We start from the raw sequence: 19,493 nt of genomic DNA, 5'->3' as shown, positions 1-19,493 counted from the left end.
GGCCGATGCATTTACAGCAGCAGGGTGCGGATATCGGCGAGCACATCGCCCAGGCGCTTGGTGAAGCGCGCGGCGGCGGCGCCGTTGATCACCCGGTGATCGTAGGACAGCGACAGCGGCAGCATCAGGCGCGGCTGGAAGGCCTTGCCGTCCCACACCGGCTGCATGGTCGCCTTGGACACACCGAGGATCGCCACTTCCGGCGCGTTGACGATCGGCGTGAAGCCGGTGCCGCCAATGTGGCCGAGGCTGGAGATGGTGAAGCAGGCGCCCTGCATGGCGTCGGCCGAGAGCTTCTTGGTGCGCGCCTTTTCCGCAAGTTCCGCGGCTTCGGCGGCCAGTTGCAGCAGGCTCTTCTGGTCGACGTTGCGGATCACCGGCACCAGCAGGCCGTCCGGGGTGTCCACGGCGAAGCCGATGTGCACGTACTTCTTGCGGATCAGCGCCTTGCCGCTGGGGGCGAGGGAGCTGTTGAAGTCCGGCAGTTCCTTGAGCAGGTGCGCACAGGCTTTGAGCAGGATCGGCAGTACGGTCAGCTTGACCCCGGCCTTCTCCGCGGCGGCTTTCTGCGCGATGCGGAAGGCTTCCATGTCGGTGATGTCGGACTGGTCGAACTGGGTGACGTGCGGCACGTTCAGCCAGCTGCGATGCAGGTTGGCGGCACCGACCTGCATCAGGCGGGTCATGGCCACTTCTTCCACTTCGCCGAACTTGCTGAAGTCGACTTCCGGGATCGGCGGGATGCCCGCGCCACCGCTGACCGCGGCGCCGGCCGGAGCCGACTTGGCGCGCTGCAGCTGCTCTTTGACGAAGAGCTGCACGTCTTCCTTGAGGATGCGGCCTTTCGGACCGGTCGCCTTCACTTCGGCCAGCTCGACGCCGAACTCGCGAGCGAGCATGCGCACGGCAGGGCCCGCATGCACCTTGGCGCCGTCACGGCTGGGGGCGCCGACCGGCGCCGGGCCTTCGTCCTTGACCGGAGCCGGTGCGGCGGCCGGAGCGGCTGCAACCGGAGCTGCCGCCGGTGCCGGAGCGGCAGCCGGTTGCTCGGCGGCGGCCGGAGCCGCGGCGCCTGCGACCTTGAGCTTGAGGATCAGGTCGCCGGTGCCGACTTCGTCACCGATCTTGATCGATACGCTTTCCACCACGCCGGCAGCCGGCGAGGGGATTTCCATGCTGGCCTTGTCCGATTCCAGGGTGATCAGCGACTGGTCGGCTTCGACCGTGTCGCCGGCTTTCACCATGACTTCGATGACATTCGCCTTGCCTGCCGAGCCGATGTCCGGGACGTGGATGTCCTGGACGCTGGCGGCAGCGGCCGGCGCCGCCGGAGCGGCAACCGGAGCTGCGGCCGGCGCGGGCGCCGCTGCAGCAGGGGCTTCGGTCTTGGCTGCCGGGGCCTCGGGGGCAGCGGCGCCGCCCTCGACTTCCAGCTCGAGGATCTCGTCGCCTTCCTTCAGGGTGTCGCCCACCTTGACCTTCAGGCTCTTCACCACGCCGGCTTTCGGCGAGGGGATTTCCATGCTGGCCTTGTCCGACTCCAGGGTCAGCAGGCTCTGATCGGCCTCGACCTTGTCACCGACCTTGACCAGCAGTTCGATCACTTCACCCTGACCGTTGCCGATGTCGGGTACACGAATCAGTTCGCTCATCGTGCCTCTCCTCAGCAGTCCAGCGGGTTGCGTTTTTCGGGGTTGATGCCGAACTTGGCGATGGCCTCGGCCACCACTTTCGGTTCGATGTCACCACGGTCGGCCAGGGCTTCCAGCGCGGCCAGGACCACCCAGTGGCGGTCGACTTCGAAGAAGTCGCGCAGCTTGCGACGGCTGTCGCTGCGGCCGAAGCCGTCGGTGCCCAGGACCTTGTATTCCTTGCTCGGAACCCACTGGCGGATCTGCTCGGCGTATAGCTTCATGTAGTCGGTGGAGGCGATGACCGGGCCCTTGCGGCCGCCCAGGCATTCTTCCACGTAGCTCTGCTTGGGCTTCTGGCCCGGGTGCAGGCGGTTCCAGCGCTCCACGGCCAGGCCGTCGCGACGCAGTTCGTTGAAGCTCGGTACCGACCAGACGTCGGCGCCGATGCCGAAGTCCTCGCGGAGGATCTTCGCCGCCGCTTCCACCTCTCGCGCAGGATGGTGCCGGAGCCCAGCAGCTGCACGTGGTGAGCGGCTTCCTTCTTGTCCTCCTCGAGGAGGTACATGCCCTTGATGATGCCTTCCTCTACGCCCTTCGGCATGGCCGGCTGGACGTAGTTCTCGTTCATCACGGTGATGTAATAGAAGATGTCCTGCTGCTCTTCGATCATCTGGCGCGAGCCTTCGCGGATGATCACCGCCAGTTCGTAGGCGTAGGTCGGATCGTAGGTGCGGCAGTTCGGGATGGTCGCCGCCAGCAGGTGGCTGTGACCGTCTTCGTGCTGCAGGCCTTCACCGTTCAGGGTGGTACGGCCGGCGGTGCCGCCGATCAGGAAGCCGTGCGCGCGGCTGTCGCCGGCAGCCCAGGCCAGGTCGCCGATACGCTGGAAGCCGAACATCGAATAGAAGATGTAGAACGGCAGCATCGGCTGGTTGTGCGTGGAGTACGAGGTACCCGCGGCGATCCAGCTGGACATGGCGCCGGCTTCGTTGATGCCTTCCTCGAGGATCTGACCTTTCTTGTCCTCGCGGTAGAACATCACCTGGTCTTTATCGACCGGTTCGTACAGCTGGCCCACCGAGGAGTAGATGCCGAGCTGGCGGAACATGCCTTCCATGCCGAAGGTACGGGCTTCGTCAGGCACGATCGGCACGATGCGCGGGCCGAGGTCCTTGTCCTTGACCAGCTGCGAGATGATCCGCACGAAGGCCATGGTGGTGGAGATTTCGCGGTCGCCCGAGCCGTCGAGCATGGCCTTGAGGGTTTCCAGCGGGGGAACCGGAACCTGGAAGCTCTTCTCGCGGCGAACCGGCATCACGCCACCCAGGGCGGCGCGGCGGGAAGCCAGGTACTTGGCTTCGGCGCTGCCTTCCTCGGGGCGGTAGAACGGCAGGTTTTCCAGGTCGGCATCCTTGATCGGGATGTCGAACTTGTCGCGGAACGACTTCAGCGACTCGACGTCGACCTTCTTGACGTTGTGCGCGATGTTCTTCGCTTCGCCCGAACCGGTACCGTAGCCCTTGATGGTCTTGGCCAGGATGACGGTCGGCTGGCCCTTGTGGTTGACCGCTTGGTGGTAGGCCGCATAGACCTTGTAGGGGTCGTGGCCGCCACGGTTGAGCTTCCAGATTTCCTCGTCGGAGAGGTCCTTGACCATCTCCAGCAGCTCCGGACGGGCACCGAAGAAGTGCTCACGCACATAGGCGCCGTCTTTGGCCTTGTAGTTCTGGTACTCGCCGTCGATGACCTCGTCCATGCGCTGCTGCAGCAGGCCGGCGGTGTCCTTGGCGAACAGCGGGTCCCAGAAGCGGCCCCAGACCACCTTGTTGACGTTCCACTCGGCGCCACGGAACACGCCTTCGAGTTCCTGGATGATCTTGCCGTTGCCGCGAACCGGGCCGTCGAGGCGCTGCAGGTTGCAGTTGATGACGAAGATCAGGTTGTCCAGCTTCTCGCGGCCGGCCAGGGAGATCGCGCCCAGGGATTCCGGCTCGTCGCACTCGCCGTCGCCCATGAAGCACCAGACCTTCTGCTTGCCGGCGGGGATGAAGCCGCGGCTTTCCAGGTACTTCATGAAGCGCGCCTGGTAGATCGCCTGGATCGGGCCCAGACCCATGGATACGGTCGGGAACTGCCAGAAGTCCGGCATCAGCCAGGGGTGCGGGTAGGACCACCTTGTTGACGTTCCACTCGGCGCCACGGAACACGCCTTCGAGTTCCTGGATGATCTTGCCGTTGCCGCGAACCGGGCCGTCGAGGCGCTGCAGGTTGCAGTTGATGACGAAGATCAGGTTGTCCAGCTTCTCGCGGCCGGCCAGGGAGATCGCGCCCAGGGATTCCGGCTCGTCGCACTCGCCGTCGCCCATGAAGCACCAGACCTTCTGCTTGCCGGCGGGGATGAAGCCGCGGCTTTCCAGGTACTTCATGAAGCGCGCCTGGTAGATCGCCTGGATCGGGCCCAGACCCATGGATACGGTCGGGAACTGCCAGAAGTCCGGCATCAGCCAGGGGTGCGGGTAGGAGGACAGGCCGTTGCCGTCCACTTCCTGGCGGAAGTTGTTCAGCTGGTCTTCGCTGATGCGGCCTTCGAGGAAGGCGCGGGCATAGACGCCGGGGGAGGCGTGGCCCTGGAAGAACACCAGGTCGCCGCCGTGTTCTTCGGTCGGGGCCTGGAAGAAGTAGTTGAAGCCGACGTCGTACAGGGTCGCCGAGGAGGCGAAGGACGAGATGTGACCGCCCAGGTCCGGGTCGTTCTTGTTCGCCTTCATCACCATGGCCAGCGCGTTCCAGCGCACCAGCGAGCGAATGCGGCGTTCCATGAACAGGTCGCCGGGCATGCGTGCTTCGTGGGTGACCGGGATGGTGTTGCGATACGGCGTGGTGATGGCGTAAGGCAGCTGGGTGCCGGAGCGGCTGGCCAGCTCGCCCATGCGGGTCATCAGGTAGTGAGCGCGGTCCTCGCCTTCGCGGTCGAGCACGGACTCCAGGGCGTCCAGCCACTCCTGGGTTTCGATGGGATCGAGGTCTTGCATGGCTTGCTCCAGGGCGGAAAGGCTTCCAGAATCGAAAGCCAGTGATCGTTGCCGATAGCGGCGCCGGCTTCGTGGGCGGCGCGGCGAATTCTTGGAAGTACACCGGGGGTGTTTCCGGCGGGTTGTAGTTTTACTACAAAACCTTTTCGGATACAGCCCTCCGCGAAAAAAAGTTAGTAGTAAAACTACAGGCGCCCGAATGGCGGGGCTTCCGCGGGGTGCCGTTCATCAGGAACGATGCATGACTCTGCCGTCCCGGGCCGCTTTGCCGGCCACCTTGAAGCCCCTCGCCGAGCGCGCGGGGCAGAATTTCGCAACTGCCGTCTCCTCCCTTCCCGCTGAAATCGCCTCCTTCTATTCACAGTGGTCCGCCGAGCGGCATGCCGACTTCGCCCACGTCTGTGCGGCCAGCGACTTCGTTGCCGAGCAGGCGGCCCGCGACCCGCAGGCCTTCCTCGAACTGGTCGCCAGCGGCCTGCTGGATCGGCCTCTGGCCGGCGGCGAAATGCGCGCCCAGCTGGATGCACTGCTGGCCGATTGCGCCGATGAGGACGAGTTGGGGCGGCGGCTGCGCCGCTTCCGCCGGCGTCAGCAGGTGCGCATCGTCTGGCGCGACCTGACCCGCAGCAGCGATCTGGCGGGAACGTGCCGCGATCTCAGTGATCTGGCGGACACCTGCATCGATCTGGCTTATCAATGGCTGTACGCGCGGCATTGCCAGCAGTTCGGTACGCCGATGGGCAACCGCTCCGGGCTGCCGCAGCACCTGGTGATCCTCGGCATGGGCAAGCTGGGCGCCGGCGAGCTGAACCTGTCCTCGGACATCGACCTGATCTTCGGCTACCCGGAGGGCGGCGAAACCCAAGGCGCGCGCCGCGCGCTGGACAGCCAGGAGTTCTTTACCCGTCTGGGGCAGCGGCTGATCAAGGCGCTGGATGCCATCACCGTCGAGGGCTTCGTCTTCCGCGTCGACATGCGCCTGCGCCCCTATGGCTCCAGCGGTCCGCTGGTGCACAGCTTTGCCGCCCTGGAGCAGTACTACCAGGACCAGGGGCGCGACTGGGAACGCTACGCGATGATCAAGGCGCGGGTGGTCGGCGGCGACCAGGACTCAGGCCAGCGCCTGCTGGAACTGCTGCGGCCCTTCGTCTATCGGCGCTACCTGGATTTCTCTGCCATCGAGGCGCTGCGCAACATGAAGCAGCTGATCCAGCAGGAGGTCCGGCGCAAGGGCATGAGCGAGAACATCAAGCTCGGCGCCGGCGGCATCCGCGAGGTGGAGTTCATCGCCCAGGCCTTCCAGCTGATCCACGGCGGCCGCGACCTCAGCCTGCAGCAACGCCCGCTGCTGCGCGTGCTGGCGACCCTGGAAGGGCAGGGTTACCTGCCGGCAGCGGTTGTCGGCGAGTTGCGCGAGGGCTACGAGTTCCTGCGCTATGCCGAGCATGCCCTGCAGGCCATCGATGACCGGCAGACGCAGATGCTGCCGGAGGACGAAGTGGCGCGTATTCGCGTCGCCTTCATCATGGGCTTCGCCAACTGGTCGGCCTTCCATGAGGCGATCAATCATTGGCGCGAGCGCATCGACTGGCATTTCCGCCAGGTGATCGCCGACCCCGACGAGGACGAGAGCGGCGAGGCCGAAGGCGCCTGTATCGGCGGCGAATGGCTGCCTTTGTGGGAAGAACAGGTGGACGAGGAGTCCGCTTGCCGGCAGTTGGCCGATGCGGGTTTCGCCGCGCCGGAGGCGGCCTTCAAAAGGCTCATCGACCTGCGTCACGGCAACCAGGTGCGCGCCATGCAACGCCTGGGGCGCGAGCGCCTGGACGCCTTCATTCCGCGCCTGCTGAACATGCTCGCCGAGCACGACAGGCCGGACCTGACCCTGGAGCGCGTGCTGCCGCTGGTGGAAGCGGTGGCGCGGCGTTCGGCCTACCTGGTGCTGCTCACCGAGAATCCCGGCGCGCTTGAGCGCCTGTTGACCCTCTGTGCGGCCAGCCCGATGGTGGCCGAGCAGATCGCCAAGTTCCCGATCCTGCTGGACGAACTGCTCAATGAAGGCCGGCTGCTGAGCCCGCCGCTGGCGCCGGAGCTGAATGCGGAGCTGCGCGAGCGGCTGATGCGCATTCCCGAGGACGACCTCGAACAGCAGATGGAGACCCTGCGCCACTTCAAGCTGGCCCACGGCCTGCGCGTGGTGGCTTCGGAGATCGCCGGCACCCTGCCGCTGATGAAGGTCAGCGACTACCTGACCTGGCTTGCCGAGGCGATCCTCGAACAGGTCCTGGCGCTGGCCTGGCACCAGCTGGTGCAGAAGCACGGCCGGCCGCTGCGGGCCGATGGCACACCGTGCGATCCGGACTTCATCATCGTCGGCTACGGCAAGGTCGGCGGCCTGGAGCTGGGGCATGGCTCGGACCTCGACCTGGTGTTCATCCACGACGGCGATCCGCAGTGCGAGACCGATGGCGAGAAGTCCATCGACGGCTCACAGTTCTTCACCCGCCTGGGGCAGAAGATCATCCACTTCCTGACGACCCAGACCACTTCCGGTGCTCTTTATGAAGTGGACATGCGCCTGCGGCCGAGCGGCGCAGCCGGCCTTCTGGTGAGCTCGCTGGCAGCGTTCCAGGCGTACCAGCAGAACGAAGCCTGGACCTGGGAGCACCAGGCCCTGGTGCGTGCCCGCGTGCTCGCCGGCTGCTCGCGGGTGGCGCGCGAGTTCGAAGGCATTCGGGCTGCGGTGCTCGGCCGGCAGCGCGATCTGGGCGAGCTGCGCCGCGAAGTGAGCGAGATGCGCGCGAAGATGCGCGACAACCTCGGCACCCCCGCGACCGCGGCGGGAACGGCGGCGAATGCCTTCGAAGCCGCGGCTGACTTCGATCTCAAGCAGGATGCCGGTGGTATCGTCGATATCGAATTTATGGTGCAATATGCGGCCCTTGCCTGGTCGTGGCAGCACCCCGAGTTGCTGCAGTTCACCGACAACATCCGCATTCTGGAAGGGTTGGAGCGGGCTGGCCTGATCGCCAGCGAGGACGTCCGTTTCCTGCAGGAGGCCTACAAGGCCTATCGCGCAGCCGCGCACCGCCTGGCGCTGCAGAAACAGCCGGGCGTAGTGAGTGGCGACCGTTTCCATGGCGAACGCCGCGGAGTGATGCGGATCTGGCGCGAGCTCGAGCTCGCCTGATCCCGGGCAGTACGCACCGGTCGCTGGCGCAATGCACTTGCGCGGCGACCGAACGACGAATTTCTGTGAGGAGCTGGCAACGATGTCGATGGCTGATCGTGATGGCGTGATCTGGTATGACGGTGAACTGGTGCAGTGGCGCGATGCGACCACCCACGTGCTGACCCATACCCTGCACTACGGCATGGGCGTGTTCGAGGGCGTGCGCGCCTACAACACCCCTGAAGGCACCGCGATCTTCCGTCTGCAGGCGCACACCGACCGCCTCTTCGATTCGGCGCACATCATGAACATGAAGATGCCGTACTCGAAGGAAGAAATTAACGAGGCGACCCGCGCCGCCGTCCGCGAGAACAACCTCGAAAGCGCCTACATCCGCCCGATGGTGTTCTACGGAAGCGAAGGCATGGGCCTGCGCGCATCCGGCCTGAAGGTCCACGTCATCGTGGCCGCCTGGCACTGGGGCGCTTACATGGGCGACGACGCCCTGGAGCAGGGCATCAAGGTGCGCACCAGCTCCTTCACCCGCCACCACGTGAACATCTCCATGACCCGCGCCAAGTCCAACGGTGCCTACATCAACTCGATGCTGGCCCTGCAGGAAGCCATCTCCGGCGGCGCCGACGAGGCCATGATGCTCGACCCCGAAGGCTACGTGGCCGAGGGCTCCGGCGAGAACATCTTCATCATCAAGGACGGCGTGATCTACACCCCGGAAGTCACCGCCTGCCTGAACGGCATCACCCGCAACACCGTGCTGACCCTGGCCAACGAGCTGGGCCTCAAGGTGGTCGAGAAGCGCATCACCCGCGACGAGGTCTACATCGCCGACGAGGCCTTCTTCACCGGCACCGCCGCTGAAGTGACCCCGATCCGCGAGGTCGACGGCCGCGCCATCGGCATCGGCCGCCGCGGCCCGGTGACCGAGAAGCTGCAGAAGGCCTACTTCGACCTGGTCAGCGGCAAGACCAGCGCCCATCCGGAATGGCGCACCCTGGTCAAGTAAGCTTCAGTCAAGGGCATGACGGGGAGGCGCTGAGCCTCCCCGATCGTTTCTGGAAGGTACATGAGAATTCTGATCGTAGGGCCGTCCTGGGTCGGCGACATGGTGATGGCGCAGACGCTGTTCCATTGCCTGAAACAGCAGCACCCCGAGTGCCAGATCGACGTGCTGGCACCCGAGTGGAGCCGGCCGATCCTCGAGCGCATGCCGGAAGTGCGCCAGGCGCTGAGCTTCCCGCTCGGCCACGGCGTGCTCGACATCGCCGCGCGGCGGCGCATCGGCAAGTCGCTGGCCGGTCAGTACGACCAGGCGATCCTGCTGCCCAACTCGCTCAAGTCGGCACTGGTGCCGTTCTTCGCCGGCATCGCCAAGCGCACCGGCTGGAAGGGCGAGATGCGCTTCGGCCTGCTCAACGACATCCGCACGCTCGACAAGGAGCGCTACCCGCTGATGATCGAGCGCTTCATGGCGCTCGCCTACGAGCCCGGTGCCGAACTGGCCAAGCCCTATCCGCAGCCGCGCCTGTCGATCGACCCGACGACCCGCGACGCCGCCCTGGCCAAGTTCGGCCTGAGCCTGGATCGCCCGGTGCTCGCGCTCTGCCCGGGCGCCGAGTTCGGCGAGGCCAAGCGCTGGCCGGCCGAGTACTACGCCAAGGTCGCCGAAGCGAAGATCCGCGCCGGCTGGCAAGTCTGGATCTTCGGCTCGAAGAACGACCATCCCGGCGGCGAGGACATCCGTTCGCGGCTGATTCCCGGCCTGCGCGAGGAGTCGGTGAACCTCGCCGGTGAAACCGCGCTGGCCGAGGCCATCGACCTGATGTCCTGCGCGTCCGCGGTGGTCACCAACGACTCCGGGCTGATGCACGTGGCCGCGGCGCTGAACCGCCCGCTGGTGGCGGTCTACGGCTCCACCTCGCCGCAGTTCACCCCGCCGCTGGCCGAGGCCGTGGAGATCGTGCGCCTGGGCCTGGATTGCAGCCCCTGCTTCGATCGCGTGTGCCGCTTCGGCCACTACAACTGCCTGCGCGAGCTGCAGCCGCAGCCGGTGCTGGCCGCGCTCGACCGCCTGGTCGCGGACCCGGTCGACGTGGAATGAGGGTTCTGCTGATCAAGACGTCGTCCCTGGGCGACGTCATCCATACCCTGCCGGCACTCACCGACGCCGCCCGCGCCATCCCCGGCATCCAGTTCGACTGGGTGGTGGAGGAGGGCTTCGCCGAGATCCCGGCCTGGCATCCGGCGGTGGCGCAGGTCATCCCCGTGGCCATCCGACGCTGGCGCAAGAACCTCTGGCAGACCCTGAAGAGCGGCGAATGGCGCCGCTTCAAGAAGCGCCTGCGCGAGGTCGACTACGACCTGGTGATCGACGCCCAGGGCCTGCTCAAGAGCGCCTGGCTGACCCGCTACGCGAAGAAGACGCCGGTCGCCGGGCTGGACAAGGAGTCGGCGCGCGAGCCGGCGGCCAGCCGCTTCTACGATCGCGGCTATGCGGTCGCCTGGGGCCAGCACGCCGTTGAGCGCGTGCGCCAGCTGTTCGCCCAGGCGCTCGACTATCCGCTGCCGCAAGGCACCGGCGACTACGGCCTGGACCGCAGCCGCCTGCTCGACGACAGCGCCGGCGCGCCTTACCTGGTGTTCCTGCACGGCACCACCTGGGTCACCAAGCACTGGCCCGAGAAGTACTGGCGCGAACTCGCCGAGCGCATGGGCGAGCGCGGCTGGTCGGTTCGTCTGCCGTGGGGCAATGAAATAGAGCGTTCGCGAGCCGAGCGCATTGCCGATGGCTTGGAAAACGCCTCGGTACTCCCCAAGTTATCCCTCGCGGGCATGGCCAAGGTTCTGGCTGGCGCTTCGGCCTGCGTGGCGGTGGACACCGGGCTCGGACACCTGGCAGCCGCCCTGGACGTGCCGACGTTGTCGCTGTTCGGCCCGACCAACCCCGGACTCACCGGCGCCTACGGGCGCTCGCAGGTGCACCTGGGCAGCGACTGGCCGTGCGCCCCCTGCCTGCAGAAAACCTGCACCTACCAGCCGACGGCCGACGACAAGCGCCAGTTCGACCTGCGGCAAGAGCAACCGCTGTGCTTCACGCGCCTGAATCCGCAGCGCGTGTCCACCCAGCTGGAGGCCCTGCTGCTGGCCCCGGAGACGCTTCGATGAACCTGGCTTTCGTTCTCTACAAATACTTCCCGTTCGGCGGGCTGCAGCGCGACTTCATGCGCATTGCGCTGGAGTGCCAGAAGCGCGGACACGCGATTCGCGTCTACACGCCGATCTGGGAGGGCAAAGTGCCCGCTGGTTTCGACGTGCGCGTCGCGCCGATCAAGGCGCTGTTCAACCATCGCCGCAACGAGAAGTTCAGCGCCTGGCTGGACGCCGACCTCGCGCGCGATCCGGTCGACCGGGTGATCGGTTTCAACAAGATGCCGGGGCTGGACGTGTACTACGCCGCCGACGGCTGCTTCGAGGACAAGGCGCAGACGCTGCGCAACCCGATCTATCGCCGCTGGGGCCGCTACAAGCACTTCGCCGACTACGAGCGCGCAGTGTTCTCGCCGCAGTCCAAGACCGAGATCCTGATGATCTCCGAGGTCCAGCAGCCGCTGTTCGTCAAGCACTACGGCACCCCGGCCGGGCGCTTCCACCTGCTGCCGCCGGGCATCGCCCAGGACCGCCGCGCACCGGCCAATGCCGCCGAGATCCGCGCCGATTTCCGCCGCGAGTTCAAGCTGGGCGACGACGACCTGCTGCTGGTGCAGATCGGCTCCGGCTTCAAGACCAAGGGCCTGGACCGCAGCCTCAAGGCGCTGGCATCGCTGCCGCGCGAGCTGCGCAAGCGCACCCGCCTGATCGCCATCGGCCAGGACGATCCCAAGCCGTTCCTGCTGCAGGTGAAGGCTCTCGGCCTGTCGGACAACGTGCAGATCCTCAAGGGGCGCAGCGACATCCCGCGCTTCCTGCTCGGCGCCGACCTGCTGATCCACCCGGCCTACAACGAGAACACCGGCACCGTGCTGCTGGAGGCGCTGGTCGCCGGCCTGCCGGTGCTGGTCACCGACGTCTGCGGCTACGCCCACTACATCGCCGAGGCCGATGCCGGCCGCGTGGTGCCTTCGCCTTTCGAGCAGGACAACCTGAACCGCATGCTGGTGCAGATGCTCGGGGATGCTGAGGCCCGTGCCGCCTGGTCGCGCAACGGCCTGGCCTTCGCCGACACGGCGGACCTGTATTCCATGCCGCAGCACGCGGCAGACGTGATTCTCGCGGAGCGCCCATGACAAGCCGGTCACCTGTAGGAGCGAGCTTGCTCGCGAACTCTTTTCCTGAGGACCACGGCGTCAAGCGGGTTCGCGAGCAAGCTCGCTCCTACGAAGGCGATCTCCATGAAGCTTGAGATGCACGAGCCGTTCACGACTCTGTGGGCCGGCAAGGACCCCTTCGCCGAAGTCGAGCGCCTGCAGGGCAAGGTCTACCGCGAGCTGGAAGGCCGCCGCACCCTGCGCACCGAAGTCGACGGGCGCGGCTACTTCGTGAAGATCCACCGTGGCATCGGCTGGGGCGAGATCTTCAAGAACCTGCTCAGCGCCAAGCTCCCGGTGCTCGGCGCCGGCCAGGAGCAGCGCGCCCTGGAACGCCTGCACCAGGCCGGCGTGGCCACCATGACCTCGGTGGCCTACGGCGAGCGTGGCAGTGACCCGGCAAACCAGCATTCCTTCATCGTCACCGAGGAACTGGCGCCCACCACCGACCTCGAACAGCTCTCGCTGAACTGGCGCGAGCAGCCGCCCGAGCCGCGCTTCAAGCGCGCGCTGATCGCCGAAGTGGCGAAGATGGTCGGCACCATGCACCGCGCCGGGGTCAACCACCGGGACTGCTACATCTGCCATTTCCTGTTGCATACCGACCGCGCGCCTACGGCCGATGACCTGCGCCTGTCGGTGATCGACCTGCATCGCGCGCAGACCCGCGCCGCCACGCCCAAGCGCTGGCGCGACAAGGACCTGGCCGCGCTTTACTTCTCCGCGCTGGACATCGGCCTGACCGAGCGCGACAAGCTGCGCTTCCTGCGCGGCTACTTCGGCAAGCCGCTGCGCGACATCCTGCGTGACGAAGCGCCGCTTCTCGCCTGGATGGAGCGCAAGGCTGCGAAGTTGTACGACCGCAAGCAGCGCTATGGTGATCTGCTGTGACGCACACCGCCCATTTCTCCGAGGGACGCGAGTGAACGACTTCATCGCCGACGACGACCGCGAGTGCCTGGAACGCCAGGGCCTGGCCGACTTCGACGCGCTCTGGGCACTGCAGCTGCAGGCCGTGGACGAACCCAACACCGAGCGCGGTGGCTGGAGCAGCGTTTCCCGTCTCGAACTGGAGGGCCGCGCCTACTACCTCAAGCGCCAGATCAACCACCTGACCCGCAGCCTGCGGCGTCCGCGCGGCGAACCGACCTTCGCCCGCGAGCTGCGCAACATCCTGCGCTACCAGCAACTCGGTATTCCCGCGTTGCAAGCCGCTTTCTTCGGCATGCGCGAAGTCGACGGTGAGCGCCGCGCGATCCTGCTGACTCGCGCCCTGGACGGCTGGCGCGACCTCGACGCCTGGCTCAAGGAATGGTCGAACCTGCCCGTCGAGCGCCGCCAGGCGATCCTGCACGCCTGCGGGATGCTAGCCCGCCGCCTGCACGAGGCCGGGCAGATGCACGGTTGCTTCTATCCCAAGCACATCTTCCTGAAGGCGGTCGACGACGAGTTCCAGGCTTGCCTGATCGACCTGGAGAAGACCCGTCCGCTGTGGTTCGGCACCCGTGATCGGGTCAAGGACCTCGAGCCCTTGTTGCGCCGTGCGCCGGACTGGAGCGAGGTCGACGTGCGCCAGTTGCTCGCGGCCTACCTGGGCAACTCGGCCAGTGGCGCGGAAGTCGATCATTGGTACAAGCGCCTCGGCTCGCGGCGGCGCAAGAAGGAGAAGCGCGGGTGAAACTCGGCGAACTGCGTGGCACCGGCCGCCAGCCGGCCCTGCCGCTGCGTCTCGAACTGGCCGACGGTGCCGGCCCTGCCGAACTGCGCCTGGACAGCCTGCTGCGCGTGCTGCCGGGTAAGCGTTACGTCGGCGAAGGCAATTGGCGAGGCCGCCAGGTGCTGGCCAAGCTGCTGGTCGGCGGCAGCGCCGCACGGCATTTCCAGCGTGAGCGGGACGGTGTGCGCCTGCTCGCCGAACAGGGGCTGACCACGCCTGCGCTGTTGGTCGACGGACTGCGCGAAGGCGAGGGCGGCTGGCTGCTCTTCGAGTTCCTCGACGGCGCCCAGAGCCTGGGTGACGCCTGGCGCGCGGTGGAGGCCGAGCCCGCGCTTTCCGACGCCCAGCAGGCCGTGCTTGGCGAAGCCCTGGCTGCCATCGCCGCGCTGCATGCAAAAGGGCTCTGGCAGGAAGACCTGCACCTGGACAACCTGCTGCGCCACGACGGGCGCCTGTACCTGATCGACGGCGCCGGCATCCGCGCCGAAACGCCCGGCCAGCCGCTGTCGCGCAAGCACGTGCTGGAAAACCTCGGGGTGTTCTTCGCCCAGCTGCCCCATGACCTCGACCCTTTCATCGAGGAGCTGCTGGTGCACTACCTGCTGGCCAACGGCGAGCACGCCCTGCCGCTGGAAGCGCTGCAGAAGGAGATCGCCCGGGTGCGCCGCTGGCGCGTGGCCGACCTGCTGAAGAAGATCGGCCGTGACTGCAGCCTGTTCAGCGTGCGCCGCGGCGCCTTCGGCCTGCGTGCGGTGCGTCGCGAGGAAGAGAGCGGTCTAGAGCCGCTGCTGGCCAATCCCGACGCTTTCATTGACCGGGGACATGTCTACAAGACCGGCGGTGCGGCTACCGTGGCAAAGGTCGAACTGAACGGCCGGCCGCTGGTCGTGAAGCGCTACAACATCAAGAACCTGCTGCACTGGCTCAAGCGCTTCTGGCGGCCCAGTCGGGCCTGGTCTTCGTGGCGCGAGGGCAACCGCCTGGAATACCTCGGCATCGCCACCGCCAAACCCCTGGCTATGCTGGAGCGGCGCTGGCTGTGGCTGCGCGGTCCGGCGTTCCTGATTACCGATTACCTGGAAGGGCAGGATATAATCGCCCGTTTCAAACCCCACCTGGACGATCCGGAGGGGGCCGGCATGCCGCCGGAGGCCGAGCTCAAGGCCCTGGACAACCTGTTCGCGGCGCTGCTGCGCGAGCGCATCAGCCACGGCGACCTCAAGGGCCACAACCTGTTCTGGCAGGGCGGCGCCACCGGGGGACGCTGGGCACTGATCGACCTCGACGCCATGCACAAGCACCACGGCCAGGCCAGCTTCGAGCGCGCCTACGCCCGCGACCGCGCACGTTTCCTGCGCAACTGGCCGCAGGACAGCGCCCTCCACCGGCTGCTGGACGAACGCATACCCAAGGATTGCAGCGCGGCGCAGGCCGACAGCAATCACTAAAGGCTCCGACGAGCCACCGAAGATCATCGCCGAGCTCCCATGGTGGGGGGCTCAAGGCTCTACCAAGAGGCAACACCTGTGGCATTGACCATCCTCGGCCTGTCCGGCGCCGTAAGCCATGACCCTTCCGCCGCCCTGTACATCGACGGCAAGCTGGTCGCGGCGGTCGAAGAAGAGCGCTTCGTCCGCGACAAGCACGCGAAGAACCGCATGCCCTACGAGTCGGCCAAGTTCTGCCTGGAGCAGGCCGGCATCAAGCCGTCCGACGTCGACGTGGTGGCCATTCCCTTCGCCCCCATCAGCATCCTGGAGAAGGCCCGCTGGCACTACGCCAAGCGCTACGCCTACGCGCCGGACCGCGCGCTGGACGCCATCCTGCTCGGCAACCGCCGCTACAAGCGCTACTACAAGCGCATCGAGTGGTGCCTGCAGCAGCTCGGTTTCGACCTGAAGAAGACCAAGATCCAGCCGGTCGAGCACCACCTGGCCCACGCTTCCAGCGCCTACCACTGCTCCGGCTTCAAGGAGAAGACCGCGATCCTCGGTATCGACGGCAAGGGCGAGTACGCCACGACCTTCTTCGGCTACGGCGAAAACGGCAAGATCCACAAGATCAAGGAATTCTACGACCCGGATTCGCTCGGCGGCCTCTACGGCGCGCTGACCGAGTACCTCGGCTTCGACATGCTCGACGGCGAGTTCAAGGTCATGGGCATGGCGCCTTACGGCGATGCCAGCAAGTACGATTTCTCGCGCCTGGCCAAGTTCGAGAACGGCGAGCTGATCATCAACACCGACTACGTCAACGTCATCGGCTTCCGCCGCTACAAGGAAAAGGGCAAGGGCTACTACTTCTCGCCCAAGCTGATCGAGTGGCTCGGTCCGAAGCGCGAAGGCGACATCGCCGATGATCCGTACATCCACTACGCCGCCAGCATCCAGGCGCTGTTCGAGAAGCTGGCGCTGGAGATGATGGATTACTACCTGGGCGACATCCTCCGCGAGACCGGCAAGATCGCCTTCGCCGGCGGCTGCGCGCTGAACGTCAAGCTGAACCAGAAGATCATCTCGCGTCCGGAAGTGAAGGAGCTGTTCGTCCAGCCCGCCTCCAGCGACGCCGGCACCGCCGTTGGCGCCGCCGCTTACGTCTCGCACCAGCGCGGCGTGCCGGTGGAGAAGATGGAACACGTCTACCTCGGCCCGGAATACAGCAACGAGGACGTCATCGCCGCCTGCGCTCGCCACGAGTCCAAGCCGCAGTGGCGCAAGATCGACAACGTGCCGGAACTGATCGGCAAGGTGCTCGCCGACGGCAACCCGGTGGCCTGGTTCCAGGGCCGCATGGAGTTCGGCCCGCGCGCCCTCGGCGGTCGCTCCATCCTCGGCTGCCCGAGCGTGCCGGGCGTGGCCGACCGCATCAACGCGCAGATCAAGTTCCGCGAACGCTGGAGACCCTTCTGCCCGTCGATGCTGGATACCGTCGGCCCGCAGATGTTCAAGATCGACCATCCGGCGCCCTTCATGACCTTCACCTTCGAGGTCAACGAGGAGTGGAAGACCCGTGTGCCGGAAGTGGTGCACGAGGACGGTACCTCCCGCGCCCAGGTGCTCAAGCGCGAGTACAACCCGCGCTACTACGACCTCATGAAGGAGCTGGAGAAGCTCACCGGCAACGGCGTGGCGCTGAACACCTCGCTGAACCGCCGCGGTGAGCCGATGATCTGCTCGCCGACCGACGCCCTGAACATGTTCTACGGCTCGGACCTGCAGTACCTGATCATGCAGGACATCCTGGTCGTGAAAGAGGGCGCCGCGCCTTATGACTCGCTCGGCTGAACCGCGCGTCCTGCAGTTCTGCCACGGCTATGACGGGCCGTTCCTCGACTGTGCCCGTCAATACGCCAGCCTGTTCGCCGGCACCGGCTACCGGGTGACCACGGTGTTTCTCACCGGGGCGCCCGATCCGGAAGTCGCCGCCGCCTGCGCGAGCGACGAAGTGCTGTTCCTCGAATACAGCTCCAAGGACGTGCGCGGCCTCAAGCTGCGCGCAATCCGCGACCTGCGCGACATCGCCCGCTCGCGTGATTTCCGCTTCTGCATCGCCCATCGCTTCAAGCCGACCTGGGTCGCGATGCTCGCCACCAAACTGCCGGTGATCGGCGTGCACCACGGCTTCGGCGACTACCGCCGGCTGGGCCGCAAGCTGTTCGCCAAAGTGTTCGCCAAGCGCCTGCGTCTGCTCGCCGTATCCAATGCAGTGCGTGACGAACTGCGTGCCTGCTTGCCGGCCTGGCCGGTCGAGCACATCGAGACGCTGTACAACCGCATCGACGTCGATGCCCTCCAGGCCAGCCAGCTGGAGCGCTATCCGGCGCGCCTGCAACTGCGCCTGCCGGAGAATGCCTGGATCGTCGGCAACGTCGGTCGCCTGCATCCGGACAAGGACCAGGCCACGCTGCTGCGCGGCTTCGCCAAGGCCTTGCCGCGCCTGCCGCGCGAAAGCCTGCTGGCGATCATGGGCAAGGGCCGCCTGGAGGAAGACCTTAAGGAACTCGCGCGCGAACTGGGCATCGCCGAACAGGTGCTGTTCCTCGGTCAGGTGGCGGAAGCAAAGCGCTACTTCAAGGCGTTCGACGTCTTCGCCCTGAGCTCCGACCACGAGCCCTTCGGCATGGTGCTGCTGGAGGCGATGGCCGCCGGCGTGCCGCTGATCTCTACCGCCGGTGGCGGTGCGGGTGAGGTGGTCGAAGGCCTGGGCATCCTCTTCCCGCTGCGCGATGACGCCGCGCTGGCCGAGGGGCTGGTGCATATGGCGGCGCTGGATCGCCAGCAGCGCGAAGCCTGCGTTCGTCTGATGGACGAGCGCCTTCGTACGCGCTTCTCTGACGAGGCGGTGCGCCGCGAGTTCTGGCACCTGCCGCTGGTGCGCAGCCTGATCGGACGCGACACCTAGTACCCGTCGGCAAGTCTGTCATTGGTCAGGTCGAGGTGCGTGCCCGCCTTGGGCCGGAGTATGCCCCGGCCGCCTGCCTTGACCGTCTCGCCGGCCGTCCCCTACTCTTCGCGGCTGGCCTACGTGCCATGGCTGAATGCCGGCGTGGCAGGCGACAACCCGCATTGACCTGAGTCGGAAGCACAGTAGACTGCCCGCTGGCCGGGATGCGAAAGGTGAGTCTTGAAAGTCCTGTTTCTGGTTCAAAAAGAACAACGCGCCATCCTCGACCGTCTCTACGATGGCATCGCCGCGCATTGCGATTGCGATCTGCGCTGGCTGAGCAGCGACGAGCAGGCGAACCTGCGCCGCTACTTCCGCGAGCACGTGGACGTCACGCGCTACGACCGCATCCTGTTCTTCCTGCGCTTCAAGAAGGAGATCCGCCAGGTTTCCTTCATCCGCAGCGTGCCGAACCTGGTGATCCTCGAGCACGATGCCTACCAGAACTACATCCCCTGCAAATACACCGGTAAGTTCAGCGCCTACTACCGGCGGCTGCCCTGGGCGCGGGTGATCAGCTCCGGCTACATGGTCAGCGAGCGCCTGCGCCAGGAAGGCTTCGACGCGGTCTTCGTGCCCAAGGGCTACGACCAGGACCTGCTGCATGACCTGGGTCGCGAGCGCGACATCGAACTGGCCTTCGTCGGCAGCACCGGCAGCGTCGCCTACAGCGGGCGCAAGGCGCTGCTCGACGAGCTGGCGCAGGTGGAGAGCCTGCTGGTCACCAAGACCAAGTCCGGCGAGGACTACCTGAACACGCTCAACCGCATCCGCTTCTTCGTCAGCGCGGACGTTGGCATGGGCGAGTACATGATCAAGAATTTCGAAGCCATGGCCTGCGGCTGCGTGCTCTTCGCCTTCGACCAGGGCGAAGAAGAGAACCGCGCGCTGGGCCTGGTGGATATGCAGACCGTAGTGCTCTACCGCGACATTCCGGAGTTGCGCCGCAAGCTGCAGGTGCTCCGCGACGACCCGGCGCTGGCCTCGCGCATCGCCGAGCAAGGCCGTGCGCTGGCGCAGGGTGGCTTCGGTTTCGGCCAGATCGGCGCACGCATCGTCGAGACCATGCGGCCGCCGCTGCGGGAGCGCCCCGAGCCGGGCAGGTTCGAGCGCCTGCGCCAGGTGCTGGGCCTATGAGTGCCATGGCAACTGTCCTTGGCGCCGGAGGTGAGC

Annotated in this window: 12 protein-coding genes and 2 pseudogenes; 11 read left to right on the top strand and 3 right to left on the bottom strand. The window is 66.4% G+C overall.

Annotation, left to right across the window (positions count from 1 at the left end; all coding sequences use genetic code 11):
- Positions 1-11: 11 nt before the first annotated feature.
- The 3 genes and pseudogenes from aceF to aceE (PKB_RS30645) form a co-directional block, all read right to left on the bottom strand.
- Positions 12-1,652 carry a dihydrolipoyllysine-residue acetyltransferase gene (gene aceF / locus PKB_RS26230; RefSeq protein WP_043255874.1) on the bottom strand — a complete coding sequence of 547 codons (1,641 nt, stop codon included), beginning with the start codon at positions 1,650-1,652 and terminating at the stop codon, positions 12-14.
- A gap of 11 nt (positions 1,653-1,663) precedes the next feature.
- Positions 1,664-3,786, bottom strand: a pseudogene (gene aceE, locus PKB_RS26225) (pyruvate dehydrogenase (acetyl-transferring), homodimeric type); the annotation flags it as partial.
- 28 nt (positions 3,787-3,814) lie between these two features.
- Positions 3,815-4,666: pseudogene (gene aceE, locus PKB_RS30645) on the bottom strand (pyruvate dehydrogenase (acetyl-transferring), homodimeric type); the annotation flags it as partial.
- Positions 4,667-4,907: 241 nt separating this feature from the next.
- On the opposite strand from aceE (PKB_RS30645), the gene glnE reads away from it, so the two are divergent.
- The 11 genes from glnE to PKB_RS26160 all read left to right on the top strand — a co-directional run bounded on the left by glnE (position 4,908) and on the right by PKB_RS26160 (position 19,457).
- On the top strand, positions 4,908-7,856 hold the full coding sequence (gene glnE / locus PKB_RS26210) for a bifunctional [glutamate--ammonia ligase]-adenylyl-L-tyrosine phosphorylase/[glutamate--ammonia-ligase] adenylyltransferase (RefSeq protein WP_043255871.1): 2,949 nt from the start codon (positions 4,908-4,910) through the stop codon (positions 7,854-7,856).
- Between the two features lie 82 nt (positions 7,857-7,938).
- Positions 7,939-8,862, top strand: a complete 924-nt coding sequence (gene ilvE / locus PKB_RS26205) for a branched-chain-amino-acid transaminase (RefSeq protein WP_043255870.1) — start codon at positions 7,939-7,941, stop codon at positions 8,860-8,862.
- A 60-nt stretch (positions 8,863-8,922) separates the two neighbouring features.
- The gene (waaF, locus tag PKB_RS26200; RefSeq protein WP_043255869.1) at positions 8,923-9,957 is read left to right on the top strand and encodes a lipopolysaccharide heptosyltransferase II; all 1,035 of its coding nucleotides are present in this window, start codon (positions 8,923-8,925) and stop codon (positions 9,955-9,957) included.
- Positions 9,954-11,021 (top strand): lipopolysaccharide heptosyltransferase I, encoded by a 1,068-nt coding sequence (gene waaC, locus PKB_RS26195; RefSeq protein ID WP_043255868.1) that lies wholly within the window; start codon positions 9,954-9,956, stop codon positions 11,019-11,021. The genes waaF and waaC overlap by 4 nt, the downstream gene beginning before the upstream one ends.
- Entirely contained in the window at positions 11,018-12,139 is a 1,122-nt protein-coding gene (locus PKB_RS26190) for a glycosyltransferase family 4 protein (protein WP_043255867.1), read from the top strand. Before waaC ends, PKB_RS26190 begins: the two co-directional genes overlap by 4 nt.
- Before the next feature lie 105 nt (positions 12,140-12,244).
- A complete protein-coding gene (gene rfaP / locus PKB_RS26185; RefSeq protein WP_043255865.1) occupies positions 12,245-13,051 on the top strand; it encodes a lipopolysaccharide core heptose(I) kinase RfaP in 807 nt (268 codons plus the stop codon).
- 31 nt (positions 13,052-13,082) lie between these two features.
- Positions 13,083-13,838, top strand: coding sequence for a lipopolysaccharide kinase InaA family protein (locus PKB_RS26180; RefSeq protein ID WP_043255863.1), 756 nt, complete (start codon positions 13,083-13,085; stop codon positions 13,836-13,838).
- On the top strand, positions 13,835-15,325 hold the full coding sequence (locus tag PKB_RS26175) for a lipopolysaccharide kinase InaA family protein (protein ID WP_043255849.1): 1,491 nt from the start codon (positions 13,835-13,837) through the stop codon (positions 15,323-15,325). Before PKB_RS26180 ends, PKB_RS26175 begins: the two co-directional genes overlap by 4 nt.
- Positions 15,326-15,403: 78 nt before the next feature.
- Positions 15,404-17,161: a carbamoyltransferase family protein gene (locus tag PKB_RS26170; RefSeq protein ID WP_043255844.1), complete on the top strand. Its 1,758-nt coding sequence runs from the start codon at positions 15,404-15,406 to the stop codon at positions 17,159-17,161.
- Positions 17,145-18,278 carry a glycosyltransferase gene (locus PKB_RS26165; protein ID WP_043255843.1) on the top strand — a complete coding sequence of 378 codons (1,134 nt, stop codon included), beginning with the start codon at positions 17,145-17,147 and terminating at the stop codon, positions 18,276-18,278. The genes PKB_RS26170 and PKB_RS26165 overlap by 17 nt, the downstream gene beginning before the upstream one ends.
- Positions 18,279-18,500: 222 nt before the next feature.
- Positions 18,501-19,457, top strand: a complete 957-nt coding sequence (locus PKB_RS26160) for a glycosyltransferase family protein (RefSeq protein WP_043255840.1) — start codon at positions 18,501-18,503, stop codon at positions 19,455-19,457.
- Positions 19,458-19,493 lie beyond the last annotated feature (36 nt).

The sequence above is a fragment of the Pseudomonas knackmussii B13 genome (assembly GCF_000689415.1).
Classification (GTDB): Bacteria; Pseudomonadota; Gammaproteobacteria; order Pseudomonadales; family Pseudomonadaceae; genus Pseudomonas; species Pseudomonas knackmussii.
This window is presented reverse-complemented; position numbering and strand designations above follow the sequence as displayed.